The 24,318-nt window shown below is 71.0% G+C and carries 18 protein-coding genes; 10 read left to right on the top strand and 8 right to left on the bottom strand.

Annotated features, from left to right (window positions below; genetic code table 11):
* Nucleotides 1-12 precede the first annotated feature (12 nt).
* The 5 genes from AB0C66_RS33545 to AB0C66_RS33565 form a co-directional block, all read right to left on the bottom strand.
* The gene (locus tag AB0C66_RS33545) at nucleotides 13-636 is read right to left on the bottom strand and encodes a hypothetical protein (RefSeq protein ID WP_362447469.1); all 624 of its coding nucleotides are present in this window, start codon (nucleotides 634-636) and stop codon (nucleotides 13-15) included.
* A gap of 60 nt (nucleotides 637-696) precedes the next feature.
* Complete coding sequence (locus tag AB0C66_RS33550) at nucleotides 697-2,535, bottom strand: glycoside hydrolase family 15 protein (protein WP_362447473.1); 1,839 nt, start codon at nucleotides 2,533-2,535, stop codon at nucleotides 697-699.
* 162 nt (nucleotides 2,536-2,697) lie between these two features.
* The gene (gene tgmB, locus AB0C66_RS33555) at nucleotides 2,698-3,639 is read right to left on the bottom strand and encodes an ATP-grasp ribosomal peptide maturase (RefSeq protein ID WP_362447476.1); all 942 of its coding nucleotides are present in this window, start codon (nucleotides 3,637-3,639) and stop codon (nucleotides 2,698-2,700) included.
* Between the two features lie 15 nt (nucleotides 3,640-3,654).
* Nucleotides 3,655-3,846 (bottom strand): putative ATP-grasp-modified RiPP, encoded by a 192-nt coding sequence (gene tgmA, locus AB0C66_RS33560; RefSeq protein WP_362447600.1) that lies wholly within the window; start codon nucleotides 3,844-3,846, stop codon nucleotides 3,655-3,657.
* A 214-nt stretch (nucleotides 3,847-4,060) separates the two neighbouring features.
* Nucleotides 4,061-5,134 (bottom strand): mechanosensitive ion channel family protein, encoded by a 1,074-nt coding sequence (locus AB0C66_RS33565; protein ID WP_362447479.1) that lies wholly within the window; start codon nucleotides 5,132-5,134, stop codon nucleotides 4,061-4,063.
* A gap of 245 nt (nucleotides 5,135-5,379) precedes the next feature.
* Here AB0C66_RS33565 and AB0C66_RS33570 point away from each other — a divergent pair, with 245 nt between their 5' ends.
* Nucleotides 5,380-6,597: an MFS transporter gene (locus AB0C66_RS33570; RefSeq protein ID WP_362447482.1), complete on the top strand. Its 1,218-nt coding sequence runs from the start codon at nucleotides 5,380-5,382 to the stop codon at nucleotides 6,595-6,597.
* An 18-nt stretch (nucleotides 6,598-6,615) separates the two neighbouring features.
* Here AB0C66_RS33570 and AB0C66_RS33575 read toward each other — a convergent pair whose 3' ends face one another.
* A complete protein-coding gene (locus AB0C66_RS33575; RefSeq protein WP_362447485.1) occupies nucleotides 6,616-7,485 on the bottom strand; it encodes a lytic polysaccharide monooxygenase in 870 nt (289 codons plus the stop codon).
* A 218-nt stretch (nucleotides 7,486-7,703) separates the two neighbouring features.
* Between AB0C66_RS33575 and AB0C66_RS33580 the strand changes: the two genes are divergently transcribed.
* From AB0C66_RS33580 to AB0C66_RS33600, 5 genes are all read left to right on the top strand, one after another.
* Nucleotides 7,704-8,150, top strand: a complete 447-nt coding sequence (locus AB0C66_RS33580; RefSeq protein WP_362447488.1) for a spore-associated protein A — start codon at nucleotides 7,704-7,706, stop codon at nucleotides 8,148-8,150.
* A 329-nt stretch (nucleotides 8,151-8,479) separates the two neighbouring features.
* Nucleotides 8,480-9,790: a helix-turn-helix domain-containing protein gene (locus AB0C66_RS33585; RefSeq protein ID WP_362447491.1), complete on the top strand. Its 1,311-nt coding sequence runs from the start codon at nucleotides 8,480-8,482 to the stop codon at nucleotides 9,788-9,790.
* Between the two features lie 453 nt (nucleotides 9,791-10,243).
* Complete coding sequence (locus tag AB0C66_RS33590) at nucleotides 10,244-10,516, top strand: hypothetical protein (RefSeq protein ID WP_362447494.1); 273 nt, start codon at nucleotides 10,244-10,246, stop codon at nucleotides 10,514-10,516.
* On the top strand, nucleotides 10,513-12,102 hold the full coding sequence (locus tag AB0C66_RS33595; RefSeq protein WP_362447497.1) for a cation acetate symporter: 1,590 nt from the start codon (nucleotides 10,513-10,515) through the stop codon (nucleotides 12,100-12,102). The genes AB0C66_RS33590 and AB0C66_RS33595 overlap by 4 nt, the downstream gene beginning before the upstream one ends.
* Before the next feature lie 87 nt (nucleotides 12,103-12,189).
* Nucleotides 12,190-13,332 carry a serine hydrolase domain-containing protein gene (locus AB0C66_RS33600; protein ID WP_362447500.1) on the top strand — a complete coding sequence of 381 codons (1,143 nt, stop codon included), beginning with the start codon at nucleotides 12,190-12,192 and terminating at the stop codon, nucleotides 13,330-13,332.
* Nucleotides 13,333-13,401: 69 nt separating this feature from the next.
* On the opposite strand, the gene AB0C66_RS33605 is transcribed toward AB0C66_RS33600, so the two are convergent.
* On the bottom strand, nucleotides 13,402-15,330 hold the full coding sequence (locus AB0C66_RS33605) for a long-chain fatty acid--CoA ligase (protein WP_362447503.1): 1,929 nt from the start codon (nucleotides 15,328-15,330) through the stop codon (nucleotides 13,402-13,404).
* Between the two features lie 58 nt (nucleotides 15,331-15,388).
* On the bottom strand, nucleotides 15,389-16,150 hold the full coding sequence (gene fabG / locus AB0C66_RS33610; RefSeq protein WP_362447506.1) for a 3-oxoacyl-ACP reductase FabG: 762 nt from the start codon (nucleotides 16,148-16,150) through the stop codon (nucleotides 15,389-15,391).
* A 497-nt stretch (nucleotides 16,151-16,647) separates the two neighbouring features.
* Between fabG and AB0C66_RS33615 the strand changes: the two genes are divergently transcribed.
* The 4 genes from AB0C66_RS33615 (at nucleotide 16,648) to AB0C66_RS33630 (ending at nucleotide 24,249) form a co-directional block, all read left to right on the top strand.
* The gene (locus AB0C66_RS33615) at nucleotides 16,648-17,796 is read left to right on the top strand and encodes a CaiB/BaiF CoA-transferase family protein (protein WP_362447509.1); all 1,149 of its coding nucleotides are present in this window, start codon (nucleotides 16,648-16,650) and stop codon (nucleotides 17,794-17,796) included.
* A gap of 60 nt (nucleotides 17,797-17,856) precedes the next feature.
* On the top strand, nucleotides 17,857-19,062 hold the full coding sequence (locus AB0C66_RS33620; protein WP_362447512.1) for an acetyl-CoA C-acetyltransferase: 1,206 nt from the start codon (nucleotides 17,857-17,859) through the stop codon (nucleotides 19,060-19,062).
* A 70-nt stretch (nucleotides 19,063-19,132) separates the two neighbouring features.
* Complete coding sequence (locus AB0C66_RS33625; RefSeq protein ID WP_362447515.1) at nucleotides 19,133-21,334, top strand: 3-hydroxyacyl-CoA dehydrogenase NAD-binding domain-containing protein; 2,202 nt, start codon at nucleotides 19,133-19,135, stop codon at nucleotides 21,332-21,334.
* Between the two features lie 113 nt (nucleotides 21,335-21,447).
* Nucleotides 21,448-24,249, top strand: a complete 2,802-nt coding sequence (locus tag AB0C66_RS33630) for an AAA family ATPase (RefSeq protein WP_362447518.1) — start codon at nucleotides 21,448-21,450, stop codon at nucleotides 24,247-24,249.
* Nucleotides 24,250-24,318: the final 69 nt, after the last annotated feature.

Below are 24,318 nucleotides of genomic sequence, written 5' to 3' on the forward strand. Positions count from 1 at the left end.
GGCCAACTCTATCTAGGCGAGCGCGGCGAGCACGAACAGGGACAGCAGCCACAACACCGGCACGAGGACCACGAACGAGGCAGGGCGCTCGAAAACGGGCTTACCGACGCCCGGACGCGCGCCGAACTGGTCGTGGCCCGGCTCCGGCAGCTTGTTGATCTTCGAGCGCGCCACCAGGTCGACAACGATCGTGAACGGGTTGAACAGCGCCGCCGAGAACGGGCTCCACCACCCCTGCCACAGCGTCCTGCTCATCATGTCGCGGAACACCGAGGTGCCGCAGGTCCGGCAGAACGGCCCCTGCACCTTGCGGAAGGTCATCAGCACCACCAGCCCCTGGTGGCTGCGCAGGGTGACATCTGCGGCGGGGAACCCACCGCAGATCCGGCAGGTGTGCTGACCCTGGACACCGGCCTGGGGATACGCCCCGGGCTGCGGGTATGCCCCCGGCTGGGGAAAGCCCCCGGGCTGCCCGTACGGACCCGGCTGGCCGTACCCACCCGGCTGGGCCGGGATACCGGGCACCGGCTGCGGCGGCGCCTGCTGCACCTGCGGGGCCGCCGGAGCCTGGGGCGCGCCGTATCCGACACCGGGGACCGCGCCATAGGGATTTCCGGACGGTGGTGGCTGTGACATGAACGTCCCTTGAAAAGACTTACGCATGAACAGGTCAAACCTACCGTCCAGGCGATCCGCTCAGCCCAGCGCCCGGTCGAGGTTGAAAGCCGCACTGATCAGGGCGAGATGGGTGAACGCCTGCGGGAAGTTGCCGCTCTGTTCACCGGTGCGCCCGATCTCCTCGGCGTACAGCCCGAGGTGGTTGGCGTACGTCAGCATCTTCTCGAAGGCCAGCCGGGCGTCGTCGACCCGGCCCGCCCGTGCCAGTGCCTCCACGTACCAGAACGAGCAGATCGAGAAGGTGCCCTCCTCGCCGGGCAGCCCGTCCGGGCTGCGCTGCGGGTCGTAGCGGTAGACGAGCGAGTCGGACACCAGCTCCTCGCCCAGCGCGTCCAGAGTGGAAAGCCATTTGGGGTCGGTGGGGGAGATGAACTTGGCGAGCGGCATCATCAGCACCGAGGCGTCGAGCACGTCCTCGCCCTCGTGCTGGACGAACGCCCGCCGCTCCGGGGACCAGCCGTCGCGCATGATCCGGCGGTAGATGGTGTCGCGGGTGCGCGCCCAGCGGAGGGTGTCCGCGGGCAGTCCGCGGCGGGCGGCCAGCCGCATGGCCCGTTCGATCGCGACCCAGCACATCAGTTGCGAGTACAGGAACCGCTGGTCGCCGCTGCGGGCCTCCCAGATCCCGCGGTCCGGCTGGTCCCAGTGGTCGCAGACCCAGCCGACCAGGTGGCCGATGGTGTCCCAGTGCTCGCTGGACAGCGGCTGGCCCCATTTGTCATAGAGGTAGAGGGAGTCCACCAGGGCGCCGTAGATGTCCAGTTGGAGCTGTTCCACGGCCTTGTTGCCGACGCGGACCGGCGCCGAGCCCAGATAGCCCTCCAGATGGGTCAGTTCCTCCTCGGCGAGGTCGCTGCGGCCGTCGATGCCGTACATGATCTGGAGTGGTCCGCGCGGACCGTCGTGGAGGCGGATGTTCTCGGACAGGAAGCGGACGAAGTCCTCGGCCTCCTCGGTGAAGCCCAGCCGCAGCATCGCGTAGATGCAGAACGCGGCGTCGCGGATCCAGACGTACCGGTAGTCCCAGTTGCGGGTGCCGCCGATCAGCTCCGGCAGGCTGGTGGTGGGCGCGGCCACGATGGCGCCGGTCGGGGCGTAGGTGAGCAGCTTGAGGGTGAGCGCCGAGCGGTGCACCATCTCGCGCCAGCGGCCGCGGTAGCGGGACTGGGACAGCCAGCGGCGCCAGTACCGCACGGTGGCTTCGAACTGCTCCTCGGCCTCGCCCAGCGGACAGGACCGGGGCAGGACCGAGTCGCCGATCCGGTCCAGCGCGAAGACCGCGCTCTCGCCCTCGACCAGTTTGAAGGTGGACACCGCGTCCCGGCCGTCGGCCTCGACCGTGACGCTGGAGGTCAGCGCGAGCGAGAGGCCGGGGCAGGTGAAGACGGCGTGGTCGGGTCCGATGTCCAGGGTGTGGGTCTTCCGGCCGTAGTCGAAGCGGGGGGCCACCCGCGCGGTGAACGGCATCGAGCCGCGGACGCACAGCACCCGGCGGATCAGCCGGTGCCGGTCGGCCTCCCGGGAGTCGTCCACGATCGGCATGAAGTCCTGGACCTCGGCGACCCCGTCGTCCGCGAAGAAGCGGCTGATCAGGATGTTGGTGTCGGGGAAGTAGAACTGCTTGTTGCGCACCGGCACGTCCGGGGCGAGCTCGAAGGATCCGCCGCGCTCCGCGTCCAGGATGGCGGCGAAGACGCTGGGGGCGTCGAACCTGCCGGCGCAGTACCAGTCGATGGTGCCGTTGGTGCCGACGAGCGCGGCCGTCCGCAGGTCGCCGATCAGCCCGTGCTCGGCGATCGGGAGATAGCGCGGGGCATCCGCCTTGCTGGGGCGGCCGAGTCCTTCGAACGCGGTCATCCGGACCTCCCGCGCTTCAGGGGCCAGGAGCTCTTTTTCTCAGGGTACGACCGGCCGGCCGGGGCCACGAATCAGCCGCCGCCGGGCCGCGCGGGTCAGTCCCCGGCGGCGGCTGACCGGCGGCCTTCGGCGGTACGGATCAGCGGCCTTCGGCGGTGCGGATCAGCGGCCTTCGCTATTGCGGGGCGCGGCGAGCCAGGACGCCACGGCCGCCGCGATCGGCTGGCCGGTCTCCAGCTCGATAAAGCCGAACTGGCCACCTTGATTGCACTCGAGGAACCACCAGACGCCCTCGTCGTCCTCGGCGAAGTCGAAGGCTCCGTACGCGAGATTGGTGAGTGACATGTACTCGTAGACCGAGCGGACGATTCTGTCCGGGACTTCCACCGGCTCCCAGAGATGTCCATGGGAGCCGAAGCGGCCATCCACCTGGTCGGCGGCGGAGACCTTACGCGCTGCGAACAACTGGTCACCGACACAGATCAGCCGGATGTCGGCTTGCTTGGGAATGAACCGCTGGAGAAGGGTGGCCCCCGCAGCGACGTCCGAGAAATCCGTTTCGGGCCCGATTCGGGTGGTCGGGAGGGTGACAGGAGGATCGACGCTCGGCGGACCGGAAGTGGATTTCACGACGATGTCGCGGAACTCGGCCGCGAACTCATGGGCCGCCCGGGGATACGTGGTGACCAGGGTGGCCGGAACGGCGAAACCGCTCCGCTGGGCAATCCTTAACTGGAAGGGTTTGCAACGGGCCAGCACGGCGGCGCCGGGGTGGTTCATCCAGCGTGCCGTCGTGGAGTAGAGCATCCCGTACAGGGCCTGGCCGCACTCGGCGGTCAGCCACTCCGAGGGCTCCTTGGCGTGTGCCGCGGGCTGTCCCGGCCTGCGCACCCAGATGGAGCGCAGGCCGTGCATGCTCATCAGCCGTCCGCCGGTCGACAGATAGCCGGTGAAGTCGCCGCGGTCGAAATCGGCCGACATGGCGGCGTCACCGGGCAGGTCCGCGGGATCGAAGCGCACCAGGGGGACGCCGCGTTCGCGCAGCTCCGCCACCACCAGGTCCGCCGTCACATCCTGGCGGCAGGTCAGGATGAGTACTGTCATCGAAGTTCTTATCGGTCAGTCGTCGAAGTGCGTCTTCGAACCAGCCGTTGAGGTGGTTGTGCCAGTGGCAAGTAGCACCGCACGGTCGGCGATGGCCGGACGCCCGTCAGAAAGGACATTCAACTGGAGGGCGACGTTATACGAGTAGGGAACAATCGCCGGCGATTGGTCGACCGGGATTGCGTGGCTCAGTGCAAAGGGCTGCATGAGTGACCTCTGGTGCTCCATGAATTGTTCCAACCGTCACGCAACAGTACGCACCAAAAGTGTAGGAGACTCTCTACGAACTGTTATGTCATTTCTATGCCGGTATGAAATACGTCACAAGGGGAACCCTGTGCTCATTCGGGTACACCCGGTCATGACCACTTCATCTCCGGACGGGAAGTCATCTGGAGTACGTATGAGGTGAAGCGGCGACTCAGAGTGAGGAAGAGGAGATGAACCCCGGTCCGGGCAGCGGTTGTTCCTGTTGAGGCAGGATGAGGGTGCGGGTCGGCAGCGGGATCTCGATGCCCTCCACGCGGAACCTGCTGTGGAGTTCCTTCATGAACTCATGCCTGATCAGGTACTGGTCGCTGAACTCCAGGGCACGCAGGAACACCGAGAAGTCGATCCCCGACTCCCCGAAGGTGTGGAACCGTACGGTCGTCTCGTGGTCGGCGACCCCGCCCGAGACGGCGGCCATGACCTTCGCGGCGACCTCCAGCGTCACCCGCTCCACATGGGCCAGATCGCTTCCGTAGCCGACCCTGCCCTGCACCATGACGGACATCTGCTCTTCCGGCTGGTGATAGTTGGTCATAATGGTATTGCCCAGTTTGGCGTTGGGGATGATGACGAGGTTGTCGGAGAGCTGACGCACCGCGGTGTTCCGCCAGTTGATGTCCACGACATACCCCTCCTCCCCGCTGCTGAGCTGGATGTAGTGCCCCGGCTGCACCGTCTTGGAGGCCAGGATGTGCACCCCCGCGAACAGGTTGGCCAGGGTGTCCTGAAGGGCCAGGGCCACCGCCAGGCCGCCCACGCCCAGCGCCGTCAGCAAGGGCGCGATCGAGACGCCCAGCGTCTCCAGCAGCACCAGCACACCCATCGCCAGCACCGCGATCCGGGTGATGTTGACGAAGATGGTGGCGGTTCCGGCCACCCCTGAACGGGACAGCGCCAGCGTCCGCACCAGATCGGCCACCACCCGCGCCGCTGTGACCGTGGTGACCAGGATCAGCACCCCGATCAGCACCTGGTTCACCTCGTGGCCCACCGACGGGGTGAGCGGCAGCGCCGCGGCCGCCGCCGAGGCGCCGGCGGCCAGTGCGGCCCACGGCGCCAGGGTGCACAGGGTGTCGACGATGATGTCGTCGCCGCTCCACCGGGTTCTTCGGGCCCGCACCCCCAGCCAGCGCAGGGTCACCCGCAGCAGCAGACCGATCGCCACGCTGCCGAGCAGCGCCGCGCCGACCACGATGACGTCATGCAGGGTGAGCGCGCGGTTCATCGGCCATCACCCCCCGCCGCCGCCTGGGCGGACCGCTGTCCGGAGTGCTTTTCTGTCACGCTGTCACCTGCTCGAGCCGGGAACTACGGGCCGGGCCGGGGCACATTCGTTCGGCCCCGGCCCAAGGTGCCCATCCTGCCCCATGCGGTCGATGGCCGTGCCCGGTGCCCGGGTTCTCCGGCGCCGGGCCGGGCGTCCCGCCAGGGCCGTTGGAATCCCGGCCCTTTGTGGTGAAATGACGCAGCATGGGGACTCAGCCGTACGAAGCGGACCGGACCTGGCCGTTCGTCGTGGCCGCCTACGCCTTTGTGGCCACTATGGTCGGCACCACCCTGCCGACCCCGCTCTACGACCTCTACCAGCGGTGGCTGGGCTTCTCCCCGTTCATGGCCACGGTGATCTTCGCCGTCTACGCCCTCGGTGTCATCGCCGCCCTGCTGCTGTTCGGCCATCTGTCCGACGCCATCGGCCGACGCCCCGTCATGCTGGCCGCCCTGGTGCTGTCGGCCGCCAGCGCCCTGTGCTTCCTCGACGCGGACGGACTGCCCGAGCTGTTCGCGGGCCGTACGCTGTCGGGGCTCTCGGCCGGGCTGGTCACCGGCACCGCCACGGTGACCGTCATCGAACTCGCGCCGCCGCGGCTGCGGGATTCGGCCGCCCTCGTCGCCACCGTCGCCAATCTGGGCGGGCTGGGCCTGGGTTCCCTGCTGGCGGGCACGCTCGCGCAGTGGGCCCCCGCGCCGCTGCGGCTGGTGTTCGTGGTGGACCTCATCCTGGTGGCCGTCGCCGCCGCCGGGGTACTAGGACTCCCCGAGACCGTACGGTGCACCGGCCGTTCACCGCTGCGGCCGGAACGGCTGCGGGTGCCCCGGGAGATGCGCTCCACCTTCGTGGCCGCGGCCATGGCCGGGTTCGCGGGCTTCGCCACCCTGGGGCTGTTCACCTCCGTCACCCCGACCTTCCTGCTCGACGTGGAGGGCGAACGGGATCTCGCGGTCGCCGGTGGTGTGGTGTTCTCGGTGTTCGCCGCCTCCCTCGGCGGCCAGCTGCTGGCCCAACGCCTCGGTATCCGGCGGGCACTGCCCTCGGGGTGTGCCGTGCTGGTGGCGGGGATGGCCGCCATCGCGGGCTCGCTGGCCGCCGCCTCACTGCCGCTGCTGGTGCTCGGGGCGGTGGTCGCGGGCACCGGCCAGGGGCTGTCGTTCTACGCCGCCGTGCGGGCGGTGACCGAGCACAGCCCGGCCGCGCGGCGCGCCGAGGTCACCTCCGCGCTCTTCGTGCTGATGTACCTGGCGATCTCGATCCCGGTGATCGGCGTCGGAGCGCTGTCCGTCGTCGTCGGGGTACGGACCGCCGGGCTGGTCTTCACCGGATGTGTGGCGCTGCTGGCCACCCTCACCCTGCTCCGGCTGCCGCGCCACGGTGATCTGGGCGCCGGGTCGGCGGCGCCCAAGGGCCGCTAGCGGCACCATGCTTCTGGTTCAGCGGTTCGGCCGCCGCCGTCGTACGGTCGCCGCCACCGCCGCGCCGAGGACCAGCACCGCGGCCCCGCTCGTCAGCAGCACCGGGGTGGTGGAGTCCCCGTCGTCGCCGTCGGTGCCCGCGTCGGGACTCGCGTCGGCGGCCGCGTGACGCGCGGCGGGGGTCTGCCCGGCCGGTGAGCTCCGCGGTGGCCGCTCCGGCTGTCGTGCCGGGGAGGTCTTTCCGTCGGAGGGGGCGGTCAGCACCACGTCCGAACAGGAGTAGTAGGTGTCGGGTGTGCTGGTGTTGCGCCAGACCGTGTACAGCATCTGACGGCCCGTCCGGTCGGACGGCAGCTTCGCCTTGATCCGGTACGCGTTGTCCACCAGCGCCGGGTCGGTGGCCTTCGCGAACGGCTTCGCCTCCAGATCCGACCAGGTGAGCGGCTGCTTCGGGTCATAGCCCTTCTTGCTGAGGTACAGCTCGAAGGTCCCGGTGTGGGGGATGGTCGACCGGTAGGTGAGCGTGAGCTCCTTCCCGGCCGTCAGCCGCGTGGACGGCCAGTCGTCGCGCGGCAGATCGAGACCCCGGTAGGCGTCGAGCCCCGCGCTGCACAGCTTGCCGTCCGGGATCCTCCGCCGGTCCTCGCCGTTCACCCCCGCGACCCGCAGATTGTCCCAGTGTTCCGCGCCCGGACCGCTGGCCCTGCCCGCCGCCGCGCACGCGGCCGACCGCGCGTCCGCACCGCCCTCGGGGGAGCAGGCCACCGTCCGGCTGACGGGGTCCGTGGGGGCGCCGTGCGCCGCGGCGGGCCCGGCGGCCAGCGCCGTCAGCAGACAGGGGACGGCCCCGAGCAGGGCGGCCGCGGCGGCGGTGCGGTACGAGGTCATCCGATACGGCCCTCCAGGCTCCGGTTCACGGCGGGGGCGGGCCCCGCCTCCCCGTTCCGTACGGGGCGCGGGGGTCCGGCGTTCATTCCGGAACGGGGCCGTGGCGGGACCGGGCCAACGGTCGAACGGAGAAGCGGTTCAAGGCAGTACAACCTTCTTCGGCCGCTACATGTCACTTGTTTCAGACGCAAAAAGCGTCTAGGAGACAAGGGGGATAAATGAAGATTTCTCGAGGCATCGCCGCGACCGCCGTCCTGGCATCCGCCATCGCCGGCACCGCGGCCCTCGCCCCGCAGGCGTCAGCCGCCGCCAAGGCCGCGTACAACGGGGCCTGTGGCAGCGGCTACAAGGTGGTCAACTCGGCGCCGATCGGGTCGAAGGGCACCGTCTTCCTCACCTACAACTCCGCCAAGGGCAAGAACTGCGTGGTCACCGTGCGCAACGCGGCGGGCTCACCGGTTTCGATGTTCGCCTACCTCTACGCACAGGGCGCCTCCGAGTCGGTGGAGGACGGTGGCCTGTACCGCTCGTACGCAGGGCCGGTCTACACCTACGGGCGTGGCAAGTGCGTCGACTGGGCCGGGGGCATTGACAACCAGTCCACCTGGACCTACGGCTCGAACTGCGGCTCGCTGACAGCGCACCGCGTCACCAAGGGCTGGTGATTCACGGTCCCGGTGGCCTCTCATCGGGCCGGCGGCGGGGGCATCGTGGAGCGGTGCCCCCGCCGTCGCGCGTCCACAGGCTCGCCAAGCGGCGGGGCGCCGACGTGGAGGCTCACCAAGGGGAGGGGGCTAAGGGGAGGGGGCGCTCCGCTGTGCTGGGACATGATCGATAGTGGGTGTGGGGCGGCGGACCCGTAACGAAATCGCGGATGAATCCGACCAGGCGGTATGCCGGTGGTGCAATAGCGGTGAGGCTCGGGCCATGGAGCGGGTCCCTGCCTCATCATGCCGCGCTGAGCGGCACTGCACGTCACAGGTGGAGGAACGTCATGCACCCAGTCACCGTCTCCGGTTCCCGCCCCTCCGTCGCCGCCGTGGGACGCCCCGCTCCCCGCCTGTCCACCGACCGGGTCCGGGCGCTGCCCCGGATGCCTGTCGCCCGTCCGCCGATCCGCTCCCGGGCCGATGCGGAGACCATCGCGCTGCTCCACCGCACCACCCTGGTGATGGTCGATGAACTGCCCCGGCTGACGGACCGGATCGTCGCCCTGATGAAGGAGCGGGAGCCGGCCTACCGGGCCACCTGCGTCGATCCGCATGAGCTGTGGCGCGAGGTCCATGACTCGCTGAGCAACAACGTCCGTTCGCTGCTGAACCCCAAGGAGGCCCGGGAAGACGCCCGCTCGGTGTCCTGGCGGATCGGCGCCGACCGCGCCGCCCAGGGCTTTCCGCTGGACGCGCTGCTGCACGCGTACCGCATCGGCTGCACCGTCGTCTGGGAACACCTTCTGGACATCGCCTCGCGCGACGATCCGCTCGGCGCCCCGTCGCTGGTGCATGTCGCGGCCGACGTCTGGAACTTCGTCGACGAGCACTGCACCCTCGTCGCCGAGGCGTACCACGAGGTCGGGAGGCAACTGGCCTGGCACCGCGAGAACCGCTACCGGATCATCGTGGCCGCGCTGCTCGACGGCACCGCGCGGGTGAGCGACTTCCCGGAGGCGGAGGCCGTCCTCGGCCTTCCCGAGCAGGGGCGCTACGTGGTCGTGGCGTTGGAGGGCAGCGACTCCTCGCCCCGTGCGCCGCGACCGCCCGCGGTGCGTGGCGGCAGCCGCACGGTGTGGCACACCCGGGAGGGTGCCGCCCACGCCATCGTGTTGCTGGACGACGAGACCACCCCATCCGAGCTGGCCCGGACGCTGGTGGTGCCACCCGGCGGCCGGGCCGGGGTCAGCCCCGAGGTGCACGGCCTGGCCGCGGTGAACACGGCGCGGCGGCTGGCCGATACGGCCCTGCGCGCCTGCCCGGGCATCGGTCAGGCGGCGCTGCTGGAGGACCACTACCCGGCGGCGCTGGTGGTCTCCACCCCGGATCTGGGCTCGGCCCTGGCCACGCGCATGCTCGGCCCCGTCCTCGCCCTCGAACCATCCGACCGGGACGTACTGCTGGCCACCCTGGCCGTCTGGCTGGACGCCGACGGATCGGCGCGCCGCGCCGGGGAGCTGCTGTTCTGCCACCGCAATACGGTGCTCAACCGGCTGCGCCGCTACGAGCAGTTGACCGGGCGCTCACTGGACCGCCCGCGCGACGTCGTGGAGTTGTCCCTCGCGCTCTCCGCCCACCGGCTGCTCAACCTCTGATCCACACCCCGCCACCGGCGGTGATGTGGGCGTGCACAACCCACCGGCAAGGATCATGTGCCCCTGCCACGCGGTTCGGCGCCGGGGTGTACGAGCTCCCTGGTGAGCTGCTGTCGTGGCGTTCCCGCCCCACCGGGTACCGGGGCGGGACCCCCACGAGGAGCCAACGACATGTCCGATCACGATCAGCCCTGGGCGCCGCCCGTCAGGCCCCGTCCGATGCGCACCCCCGCGGCTGCTCCCGGACGTCACGCGGCCTCGGCAGGTCGTAAGGCGGCAGCACGTCCCGCCACGCCACCGCCGTCCTCGATGACGGCGATGTCGGCCCGGCAGGCGATGCCCGCCATCTATGCCATGTCGGGAATCACGGCCAAACCCCCGGCAACGGCCGTGTTCCCGACGCCGGCCGAGCCCCCGGCCCGCGCCGAGGGCTCGGCATCCCCCGTCCCCCCGATGCCGACCCACCCCCCGAAGGCGTTCCGCACCGTGCGGCGGACGCCCTGGCAGCGGCCGTGGCCGTGGACGGCGCGGGCCGCCTGCGCCGCACTGACCTGCCATGTGGCAGCGGTGGTGGTCAACTGCGCCGCCGAGGGTGTGGTCGACATCGGGGAGGGCGGTGGGTTCACCCTGGGCGCCCTGCTGGTCGTGCTGGACGCGACCGTGCTGCTCACCGTGCTGGCCCGGACCCGCCGGCAGTCCCTCACCGACGGGGAGGCGGACAGATGAGCTTCCTCGACCCGAGGACGCTGGCGTTCGTGCTCTTCGCCTGCTTCATCGCCGTGTCGTTCCTGCTGTGCATCCTCGCGGCCACCGGCAATGACGACCCCACCGAGTTCTACCTCGGCACCAGCGGGCTCAGCCCGATGCAGAACGGCCTGGCCATCGCGGGCGACTACATCTCCGCCGCCACTGTGCTCGGCACCACCGGCACCATCGCGCTCGCCGGGTTCGACGGGGTGCTCATCGCCTCCTCCACCGTGTTGTCGATCCTGATGTTCATGCTGGTGATGGCCGGTCCGCTGTGCGGCCACGGCCGGTTCACCCTCGGCGATGTGCTCTCGGAGCGGCTGAGCGAGCGGCCCGCCCGTATCAACATGGCCGTTGTCTGTGTGGTGGTCATCCTCCCCCTGCTGCTGGTCCAGCTGAACGGCGCGGGGTCGATGATGGCCCTGATGCTCGGCATCCCCGGCAGCGCCGCGGTCACCGGCTGCACCATCTTCATCGGATCGCTGATGGTCTGCTACGCGGCGCTCGGCGGGATGAAGGGCACCGGCTTCATCCAGATCGTGAAGACCTTCGTGCTGTTCGCCGCGTTCATCCTGCTCGCGGTGCTGGTGCTCAAACGGTTCTCCTGGAACCCGGTCAGCCTCTTCGGCACCGCCGCGGACGCCAGCGGCTTCGGTGACACCTTCTGGCAGTCCGGCCGGCAGTACGGCGACTCCGCCGCCGGGCGGCTGGACGTGCTCAGTGTGCAGCTGACCATCGCCCTGGGTGCCTGCTGTATGCCCCACATCACCATGCGGCTGCATCCGATCCGTGGTCTGCGGGCCGCCCGTGCCGCCACCACCTGGGCCGTCGGCGCGGTCACCGCCCTGCTGGTGCTGATCGTGATCGTGGGAGCCGGGGCCGCCGCCATCGTCGGCGGGGCGGGGCTGCGCACCGCCGACCCCACCGGCAACGACACGCTGCTGGTGCTGACCCGCGCGCTCGACCCCGGGACCGAATCGGCCCACCGCAGTCTGCTCTTCTCCGTCGTGGCCTGCGCGGTCATCGTCACCACCCTGGCGGCGGTCGCCGGACTCACCCTCGCCGCCGCTGCCTCCGTCGCCCACGACGGCCTCGCCAAGGTGTTCTTCCGCGGGCGGCTCTCCCCTGACCGTGAGCTGGCCGCCGCCCGTACGGCGATCGTGGTCCTCGGTGTGCTTGCCGTCGTGCTCGCGGTGGTGACGCAGTCCTGGAACCGTCAGGTGCTGCTCTCCTTCACCTTCGCGGCCGCCGCCTCGGCCCTGCTGCCCGCGCTGTTCTACGGCACGATGTGGTCCGGGTTCACCGTCACCGGACAACGCTGGTCGATGTATGGCGGACTGGTCCTCACCCTCGTCACCATGACCTTCTCCCCCTCGGTCTCCGGCGCCCCGCTCGCCGTCTTCCCGAACCATGACTTCCAGTGGTTCCCGCTGCACAACCCGGGTCTGTTCACCATCCCCGCGGGCTTCGCCCTCGGCTGGGCGGGCTCCCGGTTCGGGCGACGGCCGCGCCATATGCAACAGCCCGCACCGGAACCTGAGCCCTACGCGGTGTACCCGGGCTGACCGCAGGGTGAGTAGCGGCTACTCCAATTCCGAATTCCCAGGCCGAGGCCGGTGTTCATGCCGTGGGACGGATCTACATTGGCCGCCATGACCGAAATTCATGGCTCTTGCGACCGGCGTTTCGAGGCTGTCAAGAAAGTGTTCCAGGAAAACCTGGAGAACGGCACGGATGTGGGCGCCTCCGTCGCCATGTACCTGGACGGCGAGCCCGTGATCAATCTGTGGGGCGGCTCCTTCGACGCCGCTCGCACCCGGCCCTGGGAACGCCACACCCTCACCAATGTCTTCTCCAGCAGCAAGACGGTCTCCGTGCTGTGCGCGCTGGTCCTGGTCGACCGCGGAGTGCTGGACCTGGCCGCCCCGGTGGCCCGCTACTGGCCGGAGTTCGCCCGGGCCGGGAAGGAGGATGTGCTGGTCGAGCATGTGCTGGCGCACTCCGCGGGGCTGCCCGCCTGGGACGAGAAGGTGTCGTTCGAGGACGTCTACGACTGGGAGAAGTCGACCTCGCTGCTGGCCCGGCAGACCCCGCGCTGGAAGCCCGGCAGCGCCAGCGGCTATCACGGCTACACCCAGGGGCATCTCATCGGCGAGATCGTCCGGCGGGTCACCGGGGTGAGCATCGGCCGCTTTCTGGCCGAGGAGATGGCCGGGCCGCTCGGCGCGGACTTCCACTTCGGACTGGAGCGGGAACAGCACCACCGGATCTCCCCGGTGATTCCACCACCGCGTATCGCGGGTGGAATCGACATGGATCACCCCATGGCACAGGCGCTCAACAATCCGCCGATATTCGAAACCGGCCATAAGGTCGCGTGGACCCCCGAATGGCGCGAGGCGGAACTTCCCGCCTTCGGCGGCCAGGGCAACGCCGAGTCGATCGCCGCCATCCAGTCCGTCCTGGCGAACGGCGGCGAGGCCCGCGGAGTGCGGTTGCTCTCCGAGGCCACCTGTGACTCCGTCTTCCGCACCCGCACCGACGGCCTCGACCTCATCCTCCAGTTCCCGGTGCGCTGGGGCCTGGGCTTCGCGCTGCCCACCGAGGCCTTCCCGCTCTCGCCCAACCCGCGCGCGGGTTTCTGGGGCGGCGCGGGCGGCTCCGGCTGTCTGGTCGACCTCGACGCCAGGATGGCGTTCTCCTACGTCCCCAACCGCATGGTGGACGAGGGCGCCGCAGCCGACGACCGCTGTATGAGGCTGCTGGCCACCGCCTACACCTGCCTCACGGGCTGAACCACGCCCGGGACACGAAGGTGGCCGTGCGGAGAACCGCACGGCCACCGTCATGTCCGGCCGGAGAGCTCAGTGGGATTCGTCGTACATGGCGTCGATCTCCGTGGCGAAGCTGCGCTGCACCTGGGGCCTGCGGACCTTCATACTGGGCGTCACCTCACCGTGTGCCTGGTCGAAGTCGCGTGGCAGCACCGTGAACCGCTTGACCGTCTGCCAGCGCTGGAGCCCCGCGTTGACACCGTCCACATAGCCCGCCACCAGCTCCCGCACCTCCGCCGAACCGCACAACTGGCGGTAGGGGAGACCGGTCAGACCCCGCTCCCGCGCCCAGGCCATGAGTGTCGGTTCGTCCAGGGTGATGAGCGCGACGCAGTAATGGCGGTGGTCACCGACGACCACCACATTGCTGATGAAGGGACAGGCGCCCTTCAACCGGCTCTCGATCTCCAGCGGTGCCACATATTTGCCGCCCGAGGTCTTGATCAGCTCCTTGATCCGACCGGTGATCCGCAGATAGCCGTCCTCGGTCAGCTCGCCCAGATCGCCGGTGTGGAACCAGCCGTCGGAGTCCAGCACCTCGGCGGTCTTCTCCGGGAGATGGTGATAGCCGCGCATGATGTTCGGACCGCGCATCAGGATCTCCCCGTTGTCCGCGATCCGCACCTCGACCCCGGGCAGCGGACGGCCCGCCACCCCCGTGCGGTACTCCAGCAGACTCATCGAGGCGCCGCACGAGGACTCGGTGAGCCCGTACCCCTCCAGGATCGGGATGCCCGCACCGCTGAAGAACAGCCCGATGTCGGGGGCGAGCGGTGCGCTGCCACTGGTGCAGCCGCGGATCCGGCCGCCGAAGACCTCCCGCACCCCGGCGTAGACCAGCCGGTCGGCGATCACATGCCGGACCGAGAGCCAGAACGGCACCAGTGTCCTGCCGCTCTCCATGCCCTGCCCGGTTTCGGCGCCTTTGGTCTGGGCGGCACGGGCGTACTCCCGGGCCACCCGCGCCGCCCAGCCGAAGATCCGCTCCCTGGACCCGCCCATCCGGCGGGCCTCCGCGGCGAGCGAGTTGTAGATCTTCTCGAAGACGCGGGGGACCGCGGCCATCACCGTCGGCCGCAGCAGCCGCAGATTGGCCGGAAGCCGTTCCAGACGGCCGTCCACCGCCAGCGGATAGCCCACCGCGATCTGCGCGCACAGCAGGTTCTTGCCGAAGGCGTGCGCCATCGGCAACCAGGCGAACTCCAGGTCCTCCTGGGACAGCAGACCGAGCCCGAGCGCGGTCTGCGCCTGGAACGACCAGCAGTCATGGGCCAGCCGTACCCCTTTGGGGCGGCCGGTGGTGCCCGAGGTGTAGATGAGGGTGGCAAGGTCCTCCCGGTCGATCTTCGCCACCGTCTCCTCGACCGCGTCGGGGTGGTCACGCAAGAGCTCCGTGCCCCGCCGTTCCAGCTCCTCCAGCGAGAGCACCTCCGGCCCGTCCCCGGCCGTCGCCCCGCCCTCCGCCGGTCCGTCCACCGGTTCGAAGGTGACCACGGCGGTGAGCGCGGGCAACGTGGCGCGGTGCCGGACCACCTTGGCCAGCTGTTCGGCGTCCTCCGCGAACAGCACCCGGCTCCCGGAGTCCGCGAGGATGTACGCCGTCTCGTCGGCGTCGGTTGTGGGGTACACGGTGGTGGTCGCCGCACCGGCGCACATCGTCCCCAGATCGGCCAGGATCCACTCCACCCGCGTCCCGGAGGCGATCGCCACCCGCTCCTGCGGACGGACGCCCAGGGACATCAGCCCGGCGGCGATCGCCGCCGCGCGCTCTCCGGTGTGCGCCCAGGTCAGCGCATGCCACTCCTCCTCTCCCGGCGCGGTGCCTTCGGGCGCGGTGTCGCCCGGCGCGGCGGGGACCGGGAAGCGATACGCCTCCGCGTCGGGGGTCGTCCGCACCCGGGCGAGAAAGAAGTGGGCGAGGGAGACCGGGCGGTTGTCGATGGACGGCGGATGGTTCACGGTCACCTCTCAGCAGGACGGCGGCGTGGCGGGCCGGTGATACGCGTACCCGGTGCTCTCATCCCTGAGGGCCGCCGGACACATAGAGGACCTGTCCGGACACATACCCGGCGTCCTCACCCACCAAGAACGACACGGTGTGCGCGATGTCCTCCGGACGTCCGATCCTGGCCACCGGGATCTGTTCGCACATCTGCCGCCGCACCTCCTCGAAGTCCATGCCCATCCGGGCCACGGTCGCCCGGGTCATCTCGGTCTCCACGAACCCCGGCGCCACCGCGTTGGCCGTGATGCCGAACTTGCCCAGTTCGATGGCGAGGGTTTTGGTGAAGCCCTGGAGACCCGCCTTGGCGGCCGAGTAGTTGGCCTGACCGCGGTTGCCCAGCGCGGAGGTCGAGGACAGGTTGACCACCCGGCCCCAGCGCTGCTCGGTCATATGGCGCTGGGCCGCGCGGGTCACCAGGAAGGCTCCGCGCAGATGGACATCCATCACCGTCTCCCAGTCCGGTTCGGACATCTTGAACAGCAGATTGTCGCGCAGCACTCCGGCGTTGTTGACCGCCACCACCGGCGGGCCCAGCTCGGTCGCCACCCGGGTGACGGCCGCCTCCACCTGTGCGCTGTCGGAGACGTCCGCGCTCACCGCCAGGGCCGTGCCACCGGCCTCGGTGATCTCGTCCGCCACGGACGCGCACGCGGTGCCGTCCAGGTCCCAGACCGCGACCGCCATACCGTCGGCGGCCAGTCGTCTGGCGGTGGCGGCGCCGATGCCACGGGCGGCGCCGGTGACGATGGCGACGCGGCGGGGGGAGTCCGGCATGGTGTTCCTCCTGCGAAGCGGTGTGGTCGCTGCGGAGCGACGTGTCGGTGTGCGTGCGGCCCGGTACGCGGGTCTGTCGGCCCGGTGTACCGGGGCCCGTCGCCTCGACGGTGGCGCCGTCACCCTGGGCGGCACCGTCGACGCTTCCGCCATCCAACGTCCGCCGCCGTGGCCGCGAATCCGTAGGACTACTGGTCCGGCAACGGGGGGCCGCGGACCGCTGGACACCGTGGCCACCGGCTCGTCACACTGAGGCCCAGCGGCGCCCGCCGAGCGGGCGGTCACCCACCGCGGAATCCCTCCGGACACCACGCCCACCGCTGTCGGTACGCCCTTCGGCGCCCCGGCCGGCCGGGCCCTTCCGGAACCGCGGTCGCTTCCCACCCGTGTCCCCGCGAACCCGCCGACACGGAGATCCACTGTCCCGCGCACCCCGCGGCCCCCACCCTCCGACCTCGGTGGGGTGTGCCCCGGCGGTGTGGCGCAAGGAGGCGAACATGGGGCCGTTGACCGGCCTGAAAGTGGTGGAAATCGGTGCCCAGGGGCCCGGTCCGTTCTGTGCGACGGTGCTGGCCGACCTCGGTGCCGACGTCGTACGGATCGACCGCCCGGCGCTGGTGGGCAAAGCCTTCAACGATGTGATCCTGGGCCGCAGCCGCCGCTCGGTCGCCGTCGACCTCAAGGATCCGCGGGGCGCCGCGGTGGCGATGCGGCTGATCGGCCATGCCGATGTGCTCATCGAGGGCTTCCGCCCCGGCGTCATGGAGCGCCTCGGCCTCGGTCCCGACGCCTGTCTGGAGCACAACCCGCGGCTGGTCTACGGCCGGATGACCGGCTGGGGCCAGGACGGACCGCTCGCCCATACCGCCGGACACGACATCAACTACATCGCGCTGTCCGGCGCGTTGGCGGCCATCGGACGGCCCGGCAGCGGTCCGGTGATCCCGCTGAATCTGCTCGCGGACTTCGGCGGCGGAGGCATGCTGCTGGCCGTCGGCGTCCTCGCCGCGCTCCAGTCGCGCGCCACCACCGGCCGCGGCCAGGTGGTGGACGCGGCGATGGCCGACGGTGTGGCGCAGCTGATGGGCATCTTCTACGCGCTGGCCCAGCAGGGCGGCTGGTCGCCCCGGCCGGGCACCAACTGGCTCGACGGCGGTGCGCACTTCTACGACACCTACGAGACCGCCGACGGCCGTCATGTCTCCTTCGGCGCCGTGGAACCGCAGTTCCAGCAAGCGCTGCTGGAAACGCTGGGCTTCGACCCGGCCGACTTCCCCGAGCCGTACGACGCCACCCGGTGGCCGGAGTACAAGAAGCGGATCGCCGAGGTGATCCGGCAGCGCACCCGCGAGGAGTGGTGCCGGGTGTTCGACGGTGTGGAGGCGTGCTTCGCCCCCGTCCTGACACTGGACGAAGTCCCGTACCACCCGCACCACATGGCCCGCGGGAGTTTCGTCACCCACGAGGGGCTGCTCCAGCACGCGCCCGCGCCCCGGTTCGGCGACACACCCTGCGCGCCACCGACCCGCGCCGCCCGGCCCGGCGAGGCCACCGAAGCGGTGCTCACCGCATACGGCTACGCCCCCGAGGAGATCGCGGACCTGCTCGCCACCGGAGCGGTCGCCGCCCCGGACGGTACGGGCTGACCGCCGCATCCCTCGCAGACCACCCATGAGTACATCCGCACCCCAGCCGAAGGACTCGCTGTGACCACCGAAGCATTCATCTACGAGGCGATCCGCACCCCGCGCGGACGTGGCAAGAAGACCGGCTCGCTCCACGGCACCAAGCCCATCACCCTGCTCACCGGACTCATCGGCGAACTGCTCGGCCGCCACTCCGGTCTCGACCCGGCCGCGATCGACGACATCGTCCTGGGCTCGGTCATGCCCGTCGGCGACCAGGGCGGCAATATCGCCAAGACCGCGGCGCTGGCCGCCGGTCTGCCCGACACGGTCTGCGGTGTGCAGCTCAACCGCTACTGCTCCTCGGGTCTCGAGGCGGTCAACACCGCCGCCGCGCGCGTGCGTTCGGGCTGGGACCGCCTGATCGTGGCCGGGGGAGTGGAGTCGATGTCCCGGGTGCCCATGGGCTCCGACGGCGGCGCCTGGGCGTTCGACCCGGAGACCAGCCGCAAGGGCGCGTTCGTCCCCCAGGGCGTCAGCGCCGACCTCATCGCCACTCTGGAGGGCTTCAGCCGCGAGGACGTCGACGCCTACGCGCTCGAGTCCCAGCGGCGGGCCGCGGCCGCCTGGTCCGGCGGCTACTTCGCCAAGTCGGTCGTCCCGGTGGTGGACCACGGTGTCCCGGTGCTGGACCACGACGAGCTGGTCCGCCCGGAGGCCACCCTCGAGGGGCTGGGCAAGCTGCGGCCCTCGTTCGCCGAGCCCGGCACCCTCTACGACCCGATCGCCCTCCAGCGCTACCACTGGGTGGAGCGGATCGACCATGTGCACACCGCCGGGAACTCCTCCGGCATCGTCGACGGCGCCTCCCTGGTCCTGGTCGGCAGCGAACGGGCCGGCGCCGAGCTCGGACTGATCCCGCGCGCCCGGATCGTGGCCGCCGCCCTCACCGGCACCGACCCGCTCATCATGCTCACCGGCCCCGCCCCCGCCACCCGCAAGGCGCTCGACCTGGCCGGGCTCACCGTGGACGACATCGACCTCTTCGAGCTGAACGAGGCGTTCGCCTCGGTGGTGCTGAAGTTCGTCAAGGAGCTCGATCTGCCGATGGAGAAGGTCAACGTCAACGGCGGCGCCATCGCCATGGGCCACCCCATGGGCGCCACCGGCGCGATGCTCGTCGGCACCGTCGTCGACGAGTTGGAGCGCCGTGGCGCCCACCGCGCCCTGGTGACGCTGTGCATCGGCGGCGGTATGGGCATCGCCACCGTCATCGAGCGGCTGTGACCGCCGCCCGCCCCTTCCCGATCTCTGCTCCCTCCGCCCGCGCGACCCGCGAACGAACAGGACTTCTCGTATGACCGACAGGGCCGATATGACCGACAGGGCCGAAACGACCACCACCATGATCCGCTGGGACCGGGACGAGGACGGCGTCGTCGTCCTCACCATGGACGACCCGGCGCACTCGGTGAATCTGATGAACAACTCCTTCTCCGCGTCGCTGAAGAGCACCGTGGAGCGGCTGGAGACCGAGCGCGAGTCGGTGGCGGGTGTGATCCTCACCTCCGCCAAGCAGAGCTTCTTCGCCGGTGCCGACCTCGGCGTACTGCGCCGCACCGCCCCCGAGCTCGCCCCCGAACTCACCCGGGTCTCCGATGAGTTGAAGGGGTTGCTGCGACGGCTGGAGACGCTCGGCAAGCCGGTGGTCGCCGCCGTCAACGGCGCGGCCATCGGGGGTGGTCTGGAAGTCGCCCTGGCCTGCCACCACCGGATCGCCCTGGACGCCGAGGGCAGCGTGATCGGGCTGCCCGAGATCACCCTCGGACTGCTGCCCGGCGCCGGCGGGCTGACCCGTACGGTGCGCATGCTGGGCCTGCACAAGGCGCTCTCGGATGTCGTGCTGACGGGCCGTCTGTTCTCGCCGCGCGATGCCCAGCGGCACGGTCTGGTCGATGTGGTGGCCGGCTCGCCCGAGGACATGCTCGGTCAGGCCCGCCGCTGGATCCTGGACCACCCGGAGTCCGCGCAGCCGTGGGACATCAAGGGCTACCGCATCCCCGGCGGCGCCGCCACCTCCCACACCTTCCTCTACCAGGTCGTGGTGCCGTTCTCGGCCACCGTCCGCAACCGCGGCCGCGGCACCCCCATGGACGCCCCGCACCACATCCTGGCCGCGGCGGTCGAGGGCATCCAGGTGGACGTGGACACCGCGCTCGCCATCGAGACCCGCTATCTCGCCGAGCTGGCCTGCGGCCAGATCTCGTCGAACATGATCAAGGCCTTCCACTTCGACTCCGAGTACATCGCCAAGGGCGGCGGCCGTCCCGAAGGACACCCCCGCCACCGGGCCCGCAAGGTGGTGGTCCTGGGCGCCGGGATGATGGGCGCGGGTATCGCCTACTCCTGTGCCAAGGCCGGGATGGAGGTCATCCTCAAGGACGTGGACCCGGGGGCGGCCGAGCGCGGCAAGGACTACTCGCGGAAGATCCTGGACAAGGCCGTGGAGCGGGGCAGGATCGGCGAGAGCGAGCGCACCGCCGTGCTGGGCCGGATCACCCCCACCACCCGGGCCGAGGACGCCGCCGGGGCCGATCTGGTGATCGAGGCGGTCTTCGAGGACGCCGAGCTGAAGAAGAAGGTCTTCGCCGAGGTCGCACCGCATCTGGCGGCCGGCGCCGTGCTCGGCTCGAACACCTCCACCCTGCCCATCACCGGTCTCGCGCAGGGGGTGAGCCGCCCGGAGGACTTCATCGGGCTGCACTTCTTCTCCCCGGTCGACAAGATGGCCCTGCTGGAGATCATCGTCGGCGAGAAGACCACCGACGCCACCTTGGCCAAGGCGTACGACATCGCCCGTCAGCTCGGCAAGACCCCGATCGTGGCCGGTGACAGCCGTGGCTTCTTCACCAGCCGGGTGATCGGCACCTTCCTCAACGAGGCGCTGAACCTGATCGCGGAGGGCGCCGCCCCGGCCTCCGTGGAGCAGGCCGGACTCCAGGCCGGATACCCCACCGCGCCGCTGGCCCTGTGCGACGAGCTCAATATGAAGCTGTCGCAGAAGGTGCGCAAGGAGGCCATAGAAGCCTTCACGGCCGACGGCCGCACCCTGCCCCACCAGCCCGCCTACGACGTCATCGACCGCATGGTGGACGAGTTCGGCCGGCCCGGTCGTCTCGACGGGGCCGGTTTCCACGAGTACGCCGACGGCAAGCGGGTGCGGCTGTGGCCGGGCCTGGCCGACGCCTTCGGGGCCGGTACGGCCGACATCCCGCTGACCGACATGGTGGAGCGGATGCTCTTCGTCGAGGCGCTGGAGTCGGTCAAGTGCCTGGACGAGGGGGTGCTGCGCTCGGTGCCGGACGCCAACGTCGGCTCGATCCTCGGTATCGGCTTCCCCGCCTGGACCGGCGGTGTGCTCCAGTACATCAACCAGTACGAGGGCGGTCCGGCCGGATTCGTCGCCCGCGCCCACGAGCTCGCGGAGCGCTACGGCGAGCGGTTCGAACCCCCGGCCTCCCTGGTGGAGCGGGCCGGGCGCGGTGAGCTCTACGAGTAACCGCGCGGGTGCGTGACCCGACCGGGTGCGGTGTGGACCAGACCCGCACCCGGTCTGCGGCGCGCCCTGCTGACCAGCACGTTCTACGATGAGAACAGCGCGCTGACCGGAGGATGAGGATCAACCACACGCATCACGGGCTGTACGGCCGGGACACCGAGCTGGCCGTGATCGACCGTGTTCTCGACGGCGTCACGGCGGGCCGCGGTGGCATGCTCCTGCTGCGCGGCGAGCCGGGCAGCGGCAAGAGCGCCCTGCTGGACCACGCCCGGCGGCGAGCGACCGGTCTCGGCGCGGTCCTTCTCGGGGTGTGCGGCGCGGTGGAGGAGTCCGGCCGCGCCTACGCGGGTCTGCACCAGCTGCTGCGGCCGCTGCTGCCACGGCTGCCCGCCCTCCCGGCGGAGCAGTCCGAGGCGCTGTCGTCCGCGCTGCGGCTGACCGGCGCCCCGCCCGCCGACCCCGCGCTGGTCTCGATGGCCGCCCTGACCCTGCTCACCTCGGCCGCGGCCGAGGGCGGCACGGTCGGGCCGCGCGGTCTGGTGTGTCTGCTGGACGACGTCCAGTGGGTGGACCGGCCCACCCTGGAGACCCTGCTGTTCGCCGCCCGCAGACTGCGCCCGGACGGGGTGGCGCTGCTGCTGGCCCAGCGGGACCCCGGACCCGAGGTGCTCGAGGACCCCGTGCTGCCCCGGCTCGCGCTGCCAGGACTCGACGAACACGCCGCCACCGACCTGCTGGCCGCGGCCGCGGGAGTGCGTCCGGCGGCTGCCGTCGCCCGCGAATTGACCGCCCGCACCGGCGGGAACGCCCTGTCCCTGGCCGAACTCGGCACCCTGCTGGCGAAGCGTCAGATCCAGGGTGAGGAGATCCTGCCCGTACCCCTGCCGCTCGGTCCGCGGACCCGCCGGGCCTTCCTCGGCATCGAGCGCACCCTGCCCGAGCCGGTCCGGCTGGCGCTCCTGGTGGCCGCCGCCGAGGAGACCGGCGACCTGACCACCGTGGCCGCGGCCCTCGACCGCCTCGGGCTGCCACCGTCCTGTCTGGAGGCCGCCGAGGAGACCGGCCTCATCACCGTCGTCGGACGGAAGATCTCCTTCTCCAGCGCCGCGCTGCGGACCGCCGTGCAGAGCGGCGCCGGCCTCGCCCGCCGCCGACGCTGCCATCTCGCCCTGGCCGAGGCGGTGCGCTCGCACGAGCGGGACGGCCGCTGGGCCGGGCACCGCGCGGCGGCCGCGCTCGGCCCGGACGAGGAGGTGGCCGGGGAGCTGCAACGCGCCGCGGCGTACGCGCGCTCCCGGGCCCAGTACGCCACCGCCGCGGACCTGTTGGACCGTGCCGCCCGGCTGACCCCCGACCCCGCCCGGGGCACCGAACGGCTCCTGGACGCCGCCCGCGCCGCCTGGCAGGCGGGACAGGCGGCGCGCACCGAACACCTGGTGCGCGACGCCCTGGCCGTCGCCGACCACCCGGTGGTCATCGGCCGGCTGCTCCAGCTGCGCGGTGCCGTCCGGATGCGTGGCGGCGTGCTCACCGACGCCTACCGGGCACTGCGCGCGGCGGCGACCTCACTCGCCGCGGACGTCCCCGACGAGGCCGCCCACTGTCTGATCCAGGCGGCGGAGGCCGCCTCCCACGCCGGTGACCCCGGCCGCTTCCGGGAGCTGTCCGCGGCGGCCGAACGGCTGGCCGGAGGAACGCCGATGACCGAGGCCACCCGGCTGCTGCTGACCGGTATCGAGCGGGTGGTGGCACAGGACTTCGCGCGCGGCACCGAACTCATCACCGCGGGCGTCGACGCCGCTCAGCGGTCCGGTGATCCGCTGCTGGTGGGCTGGGCGGGCGTCGGCTCGCTCTACCTCGGCGAAGCCGCCACCGCCTTCGCCCTGTTCGGGCAGGTGGCCGAGGTGGCCCGGGCGTCGGGCCATGTGGGCGTGTTGCCGGGCAACCTGGAGTTCACCGCCCAACTGGAGATGTTCAGCGGGCGGATGGCCAACGCGGAGGCGCTCACCGACGAAGGGCTGCGGCTGGCCCGCGAATCCGGGCAGGAGAACCTGGCCGCCATCCACCTGGCCCGGCGCGCCTTCATGTGTGCCCTGCGCGGCGACGAACAGGCCTGCCGCGAGGCCGCCGACGAGGCGCTGGGCACCGCCCTGCGCCGGAGGATCGGCCTCGCCGTCGCCACCACCCGGCACGCCCTCGCCTGTCTGGCGCTGATGCGCGGTGCCTACCCCGAGGCGCTGCGGCTGCTGGAACAGGTCGCGGTGGCCGAACCCGGCTCCGGCCACCCCATCGTGGCGTTCTTCTCGCTGCCGGACCGGATCGAGGCCGCCGTGCGCTCCGGGGAGCGGCAGGCCGCCCAGGAGGCGCTGGCGTCCCTGGAGCGCTGGCAGGCCCGTTCCCCACGCAGCGAGGCCCGGGCGCTGCTGGCGCGCTCCCGGGCGCTGCTGGCCCCCGACGACGCCACCGCGATCGGCTGTTTCGAGGAGGCGCTGTCCCTGCACAGCGGCACTGTGCCGATCGAGAAGGCCCGTACCGAGCTGTACTTCGGCGAGACCCTGCGCCGGGCCCGAAGACGCCGGGACGCCCGTGCCCATCTGCGTTCGGCGGCGGCCACGTTCGACCGGATCGGCGCCACCCCCTGGGCCGGGCGCGCCCGTCAGGAGCTGCGCGCCACCGGTGAGTCCGCCCGCGCGGGCGCCACCGCCCGCGGCACCGGGGAGCGGCTCACCCCGCAGGAGATCCGGATCGCCCGGCTCGCGGCGGAGGGCAGCACCAACAAGGAGATCGCCGCCCAGCTCTTCCTGAGCCCCCGGACCGTCGAGTACCACCTGTACAAGATCTTCCCCCGGCTGGGCATCACCTCCCGGACCGATCTGGCCCGGCTGTACTTCGAGGACCCGATGCTCTTCGACTGACGGGACACCGGCGCGGACACCACGACGGGCCGCCGCCTCACCGGCGGCGGCCCGTCGTCGTCCGTTCGC

It is taken from the genome of Streptomyces sp. NPDC048636 (assembly GCF_040650655.1).
In the GTDB taxonomy this organism is placed as follows: Bacteria; Actinomycetota; Actinomycetes; order Streptomycetales; family Streptomycetaceae; genus Streptomyces.

Coding starts and splice junctions, on each gene's coding strand:
- AB0C66_RS33570 (WP_362447482.1), top strand. CDS start 5,380: ATGGGGACTCAGCCGTACGAAGCGGACCGGACCTGGCCGTTCGTCGTG.
- AB0C66_RS33585 (WP_362447491.1), top strand. CDS start 8,480: ATGCACCCAGTCACCGTCTCCGGTTCCCGCCCCTCCGTCGCCGCCGTG.
- AB0C66_RS33615 (WP_362447509.1), top strand. CDS start 16,648: ATGGGGCCGTTGACCGGCCTGAAAGTGGTGGAAATCGGTGCCCAGGGG.
- AB0C66_RS33595 (WP_362447497.1), top strand. CDS start 10,513: ATGAGCTTCCTCGACCCGAGGACGCTGGCGTTCGTGCTCTTCGCCTGC.
- AB0C66_RS33575 (WP_362447485.1), bottom strand. CDS start 7,485: ATGACCTCGTACCGCACCGCCGCCGCGGCCGCCCTGCTCGGGGCCGTC.
- tgmB (WP_362447476.1), bottom strand. CDS start 3,639: ATGACAGTACTCATCCTGACCTGCCGCCAGGATGTGACGGCGGACCTG.
- AB0C66_RS33580 (WP_362447488.1), top strand. CDS start 7,704: ATGAAGATTTCTCGAGGCATCGCCGCGACCGCCGTCCTGGCATCCGCC.
- tgmA (WP_362447600.1), bottom strand. CDS start 3,846: ATGCAGCCCTTTGCACTGAGCCACGCAATCCCGGTCGACCAATCGCCG.
- AB0C66_RS33590 (WP_362447494.1), top strand. CDS start 10,244: ATGCCGACCCACCCCCCGAAGGCGTTCCGCACCGTGCGGCGGACGCCC.
- AB0C66_RS33630 (WP_362447518.1), top strand. CDS start 21,448: ATGAGGATCAACCACACGCATCACGGGCTGTACGGCCGGGACACCGAG.
- AB0C66_RS33550 (WP_362447473.1), bottom strand. CDS start 2,535: ATGACCGCGTTCGAAGGACTCGGCCGCCCCAGCAAGGCGGATGCCCCG.
- AB0C66_RS33600 (WP_362447500.1), top strand. CDS start 12,190: ATGACCGAAATTCATGGCTCTTGCGACCGGCGTTTCGAGGCTGTCAAG.
- AB0C66_RS33565 (WP_362447479.1), bottom strand. CDS start 5,134: ATGAACCGCGCGCTCACCCTGCATGACGTCATCGTGGTCGGCGCGGCG.
- AB0C66_RS33625 (WP_362447515.1), top strand. CDS start 19,133: ATGACCGACAGGGCCGATATGACCGACAGGGCCGAAACGACCACCACC.
- fabG (WP_362447506.1), bottom strand. CDS start 16,150: ATGCCGGACTCCCCCCGCCGCGTCGCCATCGTCACCGGCGCCGCCCGT.
- AB0C66_RS33545 (WP_362447469.1), bottom strand. CDS start 636: ATGTCACAGCCACCACCGTCCGGAAATCCCTATGGCGCGGTCCCCGGT.